This window comes from Noviherbaspirillum sp., from assembly GCF_035654295.1.
Taxonomy (GTDB): Bacteria; Pseudomonadota; Gammaproteobacteria; order Burkholderiales; family Burkholderiaceae_D; genus Noviherbaspirillum.
This window is the reverse complement of record NZ_DASRXF010000011.1, coordinates 1-8,500: the sequence shown is the minus strand read 5'-3', so window position 1 is coordinate 8,500 and position 8,500 is coordinate 1. Positions and strand designations below refer to the sequence as shown.

The following is an 8,500-nucleotide window of genomic DNA, read 5'->3' as shown; positions in this document are numbered from 1 at the left end:
TACTTGGCGGAGAGGGGGGGATTCGAACCCCCGATAGGCTATTAACCTATACACGCTTTCCAGGCGTGCGACTTAAACCACTCATCCACCTCTCCTGGATTCGGGTTCGCAAGTGCGAAGCCCGAGATTATAGCAAAGTCTGCGGATTTGTTGCAGTTTTTCAGTCGCCTTGCCGAAACTTTTCATTCCAGAAAAAAAACCGGCGCCGCTTGTGGCCGCGCCGGTCCGGTCTCCTCGCTATAGCCGCGCCGTGCTTATCGCAGGCGCGTTCCCGTTTTATTGCGCCTGCTTCAGTTGTTCCAGGATGGCTGGATTCTCAAGCGTCGACACGTCTTGGGTGATCTGTTCGCCCTTGGCCAGCACGCGCAGCAGGCGGCGCATGATCTTGCCGGAGCGGGTCTTCGGCAGGTTGTCGCCGAAACGGATTTCCTTGGGCTTGGCGATCGGGCCGATTTCCTTGGCCACCCAGTCGCGCAGTTCCTTGGCGATCTGCTTGGCTTCGTCACCGGTCGGCCGGCTGCGCTTGAGCACCACGAAGGCGCAGATCGCCTCACCCGTGGTTTCGTCCGGCTTGCCGACGACCGCGGCTTCAGCGACCAGCGGGTTGGCCACCAGCGCCGATTCGATTTCCATCGTGCCCATCCGGTGGCCCGACACGTTCAGCACGTCGTCGATGCGGCCGGTGATGGTGAAGTAGCCGGTCTTCTCGTTGCGGATGGCGCCGTCGCCGGCGAGGTACATCTTGCCGCCCAGCTCTTCCGGGAAGTAGCTCTTCTTGAAGCGCTCCGGGTCGCCCCAGATGGTGCGGATCATCGAGGGCCACGGCCGCTTGACGACCAGGATGCCGCCCTGCCCGTTCGGCATGTCATGGCCGGTCTCGTCGACCACCGCGGTCATGATGCCCGGCAGCGGCAGCGTGCAGGAACCCGGCACCATCGGCGTCGCGCCCGGCAGCGGGGTGATCATGTGGCCGCCGGTCTCGGTCTGCCAGAAGGTATCGGCGATCGGGCACTTCTCGTTGCCGACGTTCCTGTAGTACCACATCCAGGCTTCCGGGTTGATCGGCTCGCCGACCGAACCGAGCAGGCGCAGGCTGGACAGGTCGTAGTTCTTCGGATGTACGTTGGCATCTGCTTCCGATGCCTTGATCAGCGAACGGATCGCGGTCGGCGCGGTATAGAAGATGGTCGCCTTGTGCTTCTGGATCATGTCCCAGAAGCGGCCGGCGTTCGGGTAGGTCGGTACCCCTTCGAACACGATCTGGGTCGCGCCTGCGGCCAGCGGGCCGTAGGCGATGTAGGTGTGGCCGGTGACCCAGCCGATGTCGGCGGTGCACCAGAACACGTCGTCTGGCTTGAGGTCGAAGGTCCACTTCATCGTCAGCATCGCCCACAGCAGGTAGCCGCCGGAGGAATGCTGCACGCCCTTCGGCTTGCCGGTGGAGCCGGAGGTGTAGAGGATGAACAGCGGATGCTCGGCATCCACCCATTCCGGCTCGCAGGTGGCGGCCTGGTTGGCCAGCACATCGTCGAGCCAGCGGTCGCGGCCGGCGACCATGTTGATGTTGCCGCCGGTACGCTTGTACACGACGACGTTCTTGATCGATTCGCAGCCGCCCATGCCAAGCGCCTCGTCGACGATGGCCTTCAGCGGCAGATGCTTGCCGCCGCGTGCCTGCTCGTCCGCGGTGATCACCGCGACCGCTCCGGCGTCGATGATGCGTTCCTGCAGGGACTTGGCGGAGAAGCCGCCGAACACCACCGAGTGGGTCGCGCCGATGCGGGCGCAGGCCTGCATCGCGGCAATGCCTTCAACCGACATCGGCATGTAGACGACCACGCGGTCGCCCCGCTTGATGCCGAGCGCCTTCAGGCCGTTGGCGAACTGGCAGACCTTGTCATGCAACTGCTGGTAGGTAACCGTGTTGACCTTGCCATCGTCGGCCTCGAAAATGATCGCGGTCTTGCCGGCATTGCCGTTCTGCAGGTTGCGATCGAGACAGTTGTAGGAGACATTGAGCTGGCCATCCTCGAACCACTTGTAGAACGGCGCCTCTGATTCGTTCAGGGTCTTGGTGAACGGCTTCTGCCACAGCAGGTTTTCGCGTGCCAGGTTCGCCCAGAACCCTTCGTAATCGCGCTCGGCGGCGGCGCACATTGCCTGATAGGCGTCCATGCCGGAAATGGCCGCGTTCTTTACGAACTCTGCCGGCGGATTGAAGATACGATTTTCCTGTTTGAGGGTTTCGATGTCGGACATGTTGTGGTCTCCCGCTCTGTCATGATTGGATGCTGGGAAGGTAAGCTTATACACTTACTTAAGCCTTACACATGCCATTTGGACAAGTCCGCGGCGGCTTCCTCCCAGACCCGCCGGCATATATCCTTGAGATGGATCATCGCGCTTGTCATTTTGCCATTTCGCCGCGTGAGACCAGTGCCGCAGGCATTCAAGAAACGCAGAAGCGAAAGCGCGAGCCCGTGTAAAATGCTCGGGTTTTGTTCCAGGCCTGATTTCTCCCAGTCATGAATTTGAACGACAAGCACATTTCCAAAGCCTCCCGCCCGATCCGCCCGCTGCCCAACCTGATCTTCATGAGCCGCTGGCTGCAGCTGCCGCTGTACCTCGGCCTGATCCTGGCGCAGGGTGTCTACGTGTTCCACTTCTGGGTGGAACTGGTCGACCTGATCGGCGCCGCGATGGGCAACCAGGCGGCGCTCGAGCACATCCTGTCCGCGGTGGCGATCAAGGGCGGCGAAACGCCGACCAAGCTCAATGAAACCATCATCATGCTGGTGGTGCTCGGTTTGATCGACGTGGTGATGATCTCCAACCTGCTGATCATGGTCATCGTCGGCGGCTATGAAACCTTCGTCTCGCGCATGAACCTCGAGAGCCACCCGGACCAGCCTGAATGGCTGTCGCATGTGAACGCATCGGTGCTGAAGGTGAAGCTGGCCACGGCCATCATCGGCATCTCGTCGATCCACCTGCTGAAGACATTCATCAATGCCGGCGCCTACGATTCCAAGACGCTGATCGCGCAGACCGTCATCCATATCGCCTTCCTGCTGTCGGCGATGGCGATCGCCGCCTGCGACCGCCTGATGACGGCGCCGGACCATGCGAAGAATTCCCACTGACCTAGCCCGAAAATCATCATGACCATCATCAAGCAAGAAGACCTCATCGAATCGGTCGCCGCCGCGCTGCAGTACATCAGCTACTACCATCCGCAGGATTACCTGCAGCATCTGGCGCGCGCCTATGAAGTCGAGCAGAGCCCGGCCGCCAAGGACGCGATCGCGCAGATCCTGACCAACTCGCGCATGTGCGCAGAGGGCAAGCGTCCGATCTGCCAGGACACCGGCATCGTCAACGTGTTCCTGAAGATCGGCATGGAGGTGCGTTTCGAAGGCTTCAAGGGATCGATCGTCGACGCGGTGAACGAGGGCGTGCGCCGCGGTTACCTGCACCAGGACAACGTGCTGCGCGCATCGGTGGTCGCCGACCCGCAGTTCGAGCGCAAGAACACCAAGGACAACACCCCGGCCGTGGTGCACATGGAACTGGTGCCCGGCAATACCGTGGACGTGCAGGTCGCGGCCAAGGGCGGCGGCTCGGAAAACAAGACCAAGTTCGTGATGCTCAACCCGTCCGACTCGCTGGTCGACTGGATCCTGAAGACGGTCCCGACGATGGGCGCCGGCTGGTGCCCGCCGGGCATGCTCGGCATCGGCATCGGCGGCACCGCCGAGAAGGCGATGCTGATGGCCAAGGAATCGTTGATGGAAGACATCGACATGTACGAGCTGAAGAAGCGCGGCCCGCAGAACAAGACCGAGGAACTGCGCCTGGAGCTGTGCGAGAAGATCAATGCACTGGGCATCGGCGCGCAGGGCCTGGGCGGCCTGACCACGGTGCTGGACGTGAAGATCAAGATGTACCCGACGCATGCGGCGTCCAAGCCGGTGGCGATGATCCCGAACTGCGCGGCAACCCGCCATGCGCACTTCGTGCTCGACGGTTCCGGCCCGGCCTACATTGAAGCGCCGGCGCTGTCCGAGTGGCCGTCTGTCAGCTGGCAGCCGGACACCGAGAAGTCCAAGCGCATCGATCTGAATGCGCTGACCAAGGAAGAAGTCGCGTCCTGGAAACCGGGCCAGACCCTGCTCCTGAACGGCAAGATGCTGACCGGCCGCGACGCCGCGCACAAGCGCATCCAGGACATGCTGGCCAAGGGCGAGAAGCTGCCGGTGGACTTTACCAACCGCGTGATCTACTACGTCGGCCCGGTCGACCCGGTGCGCGACGAGGTCGTGGGCCCTGCCGGCCCGACCACCGCCACCCGCATGGACAAGTTCACCGACATGATGCTGGAGAAGACCGGTCTGATCGCAATGATCGGCAAGGCCGAGCGCGGCCCGGTCGCGATCGAGTCGATCAAGAACCACAAGTCGGCCTACCTGATGGCGGTAGGCGGCGCCGCCTACCTGGTGTCGAAGGCGATCAAGTCGGCGAAGGTGGTCGGCTTCGAAGACCTCGGCATGGAAGCGATCTACGAGTTCGAGGTCAAGGACATGCCGGTGACGGTGGCGGTCGACTCCAACGGCGTTTCGGTGCACAACACCGGCCCGAAGGAATGGGCGGAACGCATCTCGACCGGCAACTTCGCTGGCATTCCGGTGAAGACCGTGTAAGCAGCCTGCCGGGTGCATGAACAACGGGCCGCGCTTGCGGCCCGTTTTCTTTTCAACGACAGCCGACGCTACCGGGCAGGCAGGAGCGCAGGGTGAGGCCGCATTAAGACTTGCCGCGATACCATGAGCGGGAGCGACGGTACGGAGCAATATCCGCCGCCACGTCCCTTACCTCCTCACGTTCTGCATCGCCGCGCCCCAGGCGATCACCTGGTCCAGCATCGTCGTCACCGATTTCTCATGATGCTGCGCCGGCTTGAAGGTGGCGAAGTTCTCGAAGTCCGTAAACAGCGACAGCATCACCTGCGCCCGCACGTCGGCGATCATCAGTTCGCCCATCACCAGCCGCAGGTGCTCCGCCGCGCGGGCGCCGCCGATGCTGCCGTAGCTGACGATGCCGGCCGCCTTGTTGTTCCATTCCTTGTACAGGTAGTCGATCGCATTCTTCAGCGCAGCGGACGTGCCGTGGTTGTATTCCGGCGTGACGAACACGAAGGCGTCGAAGGAATCGATCTTGGCCGCCCAGACCCTGGTGTGGTCCTTGCTGTACTGGCCCATCGACGGCGGCACCGGTTCATCGAGCAGAGGCAGGTTGTAATCCTGGATGTCCACCAATTCCACCTGGGCATCGTTGCGCTGCCGCGCAATCTCGTATACCCAGCGTCCCACGTCTTCCGCCTTGCGTCCCGGGCGGGTGCTGCCGATGATGATTCCGAGCCTGACCATGGTTCCCTCCGTACGTTGGTTGCTGCCGCGACGCGCGACCCGCTTGCCGCCCGCCGGCCTTGCAATAGGAGTGGATGGAAGGCGGGCCAGTTCAATGCAAGACTGGCAATTCCGCACCGCAACCTGCTGCCGGGCGCCAAGATGCACGGTGTAAAATGCGTGCGGGTGCGCCGTCGCACCGCCCTTTGTCGAGCCCACGCTTTTTTTCCATGTCAGACCAGCCTATCGGTGTATTCGATTCCGGCATCGGCGGCCTTTCGGTGCTGAAGCACATCCACGCCTGCCTGCCGAACGAACCATTGCTGTACTTCGCCGACTCCGGCTATGCACCCTATGGCGGCAGGACGGAGGAGGAGATCACCGCGCGCACGCTCGCGATCGCCGGATTCCTGATGCAGCAGGGTACGAAAGCGCTGGTGGTCGCCTGTAATACCGCCACCGCCGCGGCGATCCGGGCTTTGCGCGCGCAGTATCCGGACCTGCCGGTGGTCGGCGTCGAGCCTGGACTGAAGCCGGCCGCCGCGCTCACCCGCAGCGGCACGGTTGGCGTGCTGGCGACGCAAGGCACGCTGGCGAGCGAAAAATTCAAGCTGCTGCGCGACCAGATCAGTGCATCGACAAATGTGGAATTCCTGCCGCAGCCCTGCATCGGTCTGGCCGACCAGGTTGAAAAAGGCGAACTCCAGTCTGCCGACACGGCCTTGCTGGTGCGCCGCTATGTCGAGCCGCTGGTCGAGCGCGGCGCCGACACGCTGGTACTCGGCTGCACCCACTATCCGTTCGTGCTGCCGCTGATCGAAGAAGCGCTGGCCCGGCTCACCGCCCAGCCGGTTGCGATCGTCGACACGGGCGAGGCCGTGGCGCGGCATCTGGTGCGGCTGCTCACCGAACGCGGCCTGCTGCGCGCCCAGGGCCCGGGAAAGATTGCGGCCTTCACCACCGGCAGCGAAAGCGTGCTGAAGACCGCCTTTGCGCGGCTGCTCGGGGTGGCGCCGCCGGTTGCCGCAGTTGCGGCGGCCGGATAAAAAACAACGGACTGGCGGGAAAGAAACGGCATTTGCCACATTGCCGTGAAGTTTGTATAATTACGGGCTTGCCTGACCCGCAGTCCGGCAAGTCTCAGTGGTGGCCGTAGCTCAGTTGGTAGAGTCCAGGATTGTGATTCCTGTCGTCGTGGGTTCGAGTCCCATCGGCCACCCCAAATATTTCAAGCACTTAGCCCAGTCTTCGGACTGGGCTTTTTGCTTTTTGACGATCCATATCCCCTCGTGTAACCGCTGTGTAACCCCCGGCAAGCAATAAGGCTGAGATTCTGGTCAGTGGCCCATTACTGGCCTGACAGACACCGACTTACTCGAGCGCCGACGGTTCTGCGGGAAACAGGACTTACGAGTGAAGCATGCGTTGCAAATACATACCTCCGACGAAAACGAGCTAATGATTTGTAATCAGTAGGTCGGAGGTTCGACTCCTCTCATCAGCACCAGTAAAAACAAAGGGTTAGTGCCGCAAGGCGCTAACCCTTTTTGTTTGGTGCTACCAAGGTGTTACCGCAGCACGGCGGACGGCTCACTTGCCGACCCGACCACAATGCCTGCACTCCGCCTTTCCTTGCCTTCTTTGGCGGACGCCAGAGCAAGCGTTCTCCCCCGTGCGACCATCAACTGCCCTGGCTGATAGCATCCGGTCAAATCTCCGCGGCGAATAACGGCTTCATGTACAAAAGCGGACTTTTACCAGAAATTGCAAACTGGCAGCAACCGGCCAAAAGCTGCCGGTGGATCATTTAGTCTACACATGGGTATTTTGTTTATGTCCATGGTTTTAGGCCTTAGCTCGCTTTATGTACCTTGACCAACGGCACAGTGCTTAGCAGATTCCTGCCGACCAAAGCGTGGCTGATTCTTCTATGCTTCTCCAGAAATGACCGGTCAATGGGATGCTGACACGCCGAAAAGCAGGCGTTGTGCGTCGACCGAAGACACAGTCATCTCGCCGGCCTCCCATGTATGTGGTATTGCTTCAGGCTTTGCCGGATGACAGCATACGCCGGTGCCCTCGGCCATGCTTCGGGCATGCGTATCTACATCGGCCTGCATCCGGCAGACATCGAAACCACAATTAGTACCACGAATGAGACCTCGGTCCTTACTGTTCATTCTTCTCGCCCTTTCGTTATCTTTGGGTGAGGCTTATGCAGGATCCGCGGAAACCACAGCCAAAGATCAGTTCCGTTCGGCGAAATGGGCATACCAAACCAAGGATTACCGAACAGCGTATGAACTGCTGCTGCCACAGGCAGAACAGGGCATGGCTGAGGCTCAGGCACTACTTGGCAGGATGTACCGCGATGGCCAAGGAGTCCCGCGAAGCTTCCGGGACGCCTCGTTTTGGCTGCAGCGCGCATGGGAACAAGGATACAAACCGGCTGCTGCCGAGATGGGCTACATTTTTGACCAAGGATTGCTTGTGGCCCGCGATGTGAAGGAAGCGATTCGATGGTACGAGCTGGCAGGTCAAGGCGCGTTCTATGCCGGACGCTATAACGACTTGCGATTCCATCGAGAATCCAGTCTCTTTTACTTGCAGCCCGAAGCCGGCCGTGAGCCATTTGCTCCGCCCACCGATGCCGCGCGCGAAGAGCAGGAGCGTTTCACCGCTGAAGTATACAAGAAGCTGTCCACCAATCTCACGCTACCTGAAGTGGCAACTAGGGATTGCTACTACATGCACGATGTCATTATTGATGACAACAATGTGATCACGGACGTCAAACCAGCTGGCATTTCGCTCGGTGCCCACTGCCAACTGACGTATGCGGAATTGCAAAGCTTCCAGGAGAAGGTCAAGGCAGCGCTATGGAAATCCTCGCCGCTTCCGCCCCGGCCTTCCTGGGTCACATCTGCAAGGCCAATCCATATCAGGTATCCGCGCACCCGGTATGAACTCCCGGCAAACAGAAAAACCACGGCGCCGGACCAGTTGCTCGGCAACTTTGCCGGCCGTATCGCAGTCGGATCATCTACCGCCAATTTTGCAATGTCGCTGTCGTGCAGCCAGTTCTCCGGCTGTAT

6 protein-coding genes and 2 tRNA genes are annotated in these 8,500 nt (G+C 60.9%); 5 read left to right on the top strand and 3 right to left on the bottom strand.

The genetic code is table 11. The features are described 5' to 3' along the window. Positions 1-4: 4 nt before the first annotated feature. Positions 5-95: transfer RNA gene (locus VFF99_RS01170), tRNA-Ser, on the bottom strand. Positions 96-276: 181 nt separating this feature from the next. Continuing rightward, complete coding sequence (acs, locus tag VFF99_RS01165; protein WP_325014214.1) at positions 277-2,259, bottom strand: acetate--CoA ligase; 1,983 nt, start codon at positions 2,257-2,259, stop codon at positions 277-279. Positions 2,260-2,525: 266 nt separating this feature from the next. Here acs and VFF99_RS01160 point away from each other — a divergent pair, with 266 nt between their 5' ends. Both VFF99_RS01160 and VFF99_RS01155 read left to right on the top strand, forming a co-directional pair. After that, a complete protein-coding gene (locus VFF99_RS01160; protein ID WP_325014212.1) occupies positions 2,526-3,143 on the top strand; it encodes a YqhA family protein in 618 nt (205 codons plus the stop codon). Positions 3,144-3,161: 18 nt separating this feature from the next. Next, positions 3,162-4,700: a fumarate hydratase gene (locus VFF99_RS01155; protein ID WP_325014210.1), complete on the top strand. Its 1,539-nt coding sequence runs from the start codon at positions 3,162-3,164 to the stop codon at positions 4,698-4,700. Positions 4,701-4,868: 168 nt separating this feature from the next. On the opposite strand, the gene VFF99_RS01150 is transcribed toward VFF99_RS01155, so the two are convergent. Next, the gene (locus VFF99_RS01150) at positions 4,869-5,426 is read right to left on the bottom strand and encodes an NAD(P)H-dependent oxidoreductase (RefSeq protein ID WP_325014208.1); all 558 of its coding nucleotides are present in this window, start codon (positions 5,424-5,426) and stop codon (positions 4,869-4,871) included. A gap of 209 nt (positions 5,427-5,635) precedes the next feature. Between VFF99_RS01150 and murI the strand changes: the two genes are divergently transcribed. The 3 genes from murI to VFF99_RS01135 all read left to right on the top strand — a co-directional run. After that, positions 5,636-6,451, top strand: coding sequence for a glutamate racemase (gene murI / locus VFF99_RS01145; RefSeq protein WP_325014206.1), 816 nt, complete (start codon positions 5,636-5,638; stop codon positions 6,449-6,451). Between the two features lie 100 nt (positions 6,452-6,551). Further along, positions 6,552-6,627, top strand: a tRNA-His gene (locus tag VFF99_RS01140). Between the two features lie 932 nt (positions 6,628-7,559). Beyond that, on the top strand, positions 7,560-8,500 hold a 941-nt coding region (locus VFF99_RS01135; RefSeq protein ID WP_414691488.1), incomplete at its 3' end, for a tetratricopeptide repeat protein.

Coding starts and splice junctions, on each gene's coding strand:
- acs (WP_325014214.1), bottom strand. CDS start 2,259: ATGTCCGACATCGAAACCCTCAAACAGGAAAATCGTATCTTCAATCCG.
- VFF99_RS01160 (WP_325014212.1), top strand. CDS start 2,526: ATGAATTTGAACGACAAGCACATTTCCAAAGCCTCCCGCCCGATCCGC.
- VFF99_RS01155 (WP_325014210.1), top strand. CDS start 3,162: ATGACCATCATCAAGCAAGAAGACCTCATCGAATCGGTCGCCGCCGCG.
- VFF99_RS01150 (WP_325014208.1), bottom strand. CDS start 5,426: ATGGTCAGGCTCGGAATCATCATCGGCAGCACCCGCCCGGGACGCAAG.
- murI (WP_325014206.1), top strand. CDS start 5,636: ATGTCAGACCAGCCTATCGGTGTATTCGATTCCGGCATCGGCGGCCTT.